This window comes from Chromohalobacter sp. HP20-39, assembly GCF_033052815.1.
In the GTDB taxonomy this organism is placed as follows: Bacteria; Pseudomonadota; Gammaproteobacteria; order Pseudomonadales; family Halomonadaceae; genus Chromohalobacter.
Genome location: NZ_JAWHTP010000120.1, coordinates 1 through 496, shown reverse-complemented (window position 1 = coordinate 496; position 496 = coordinate 1). Strand labels below are relative to the sequence as shown.

Below are 496 nucleotides of genomic sequence, written 5' to 3'. Positions count from 1 at the left end.
GGGCCCACCAACTAGAGAACGACCCTGAATTGGCGGCGCCACACCGAGACGAAGCGCACCGACTGCTTGACCTGGCGCGCGACCTGCTCAGTCGGAGCGACGGTTGCATCATCCTCATGCATGGCCTGTCAGGCAGCGGAAAATCGACCCAGGCGGCGCAGTTGATGGAAGCGGAGTGCATGATACGCGTGCGTTCCGATGCTGAACGACGCCGCGGTATCTGTGCCAACGCAGTTGATCGCTACGCGTCACACGCAATCGACCAGACGTATCGACGTGTAGCGGCCATCTGCAGGATCGGCGTGCGTGCCGGCTTTCCCATGATTGCCGACGCCACGTTCCTGGCGCATGGCCAGCGCAGCCGGTTCTTTACGTTGGCGAGGCGCCTTGGTGCGCCCTTCGCCATCGTGGATTGCGCTGCCGAACCGGAGGTCCTGCGGGTGCGTATCCGCGCCAGAATGCACGCAGGCCGGGACGCTTCTGAAGCCGATCTTTC

The 496-nt window shown here is 63.5% G+C and carries 1 protein-coding gene; it reads left to right on the top strand.

All coding sequences use genetic code 11. From position 1 onward, the window contains the following. A partial coding sequence (locus RVY79_RS17235) for an ATP-binding protein (RefSeq protein ID WP_317465696.1) occupies positions 1-496 on the top strand: 496 nt, incomplete at both ends.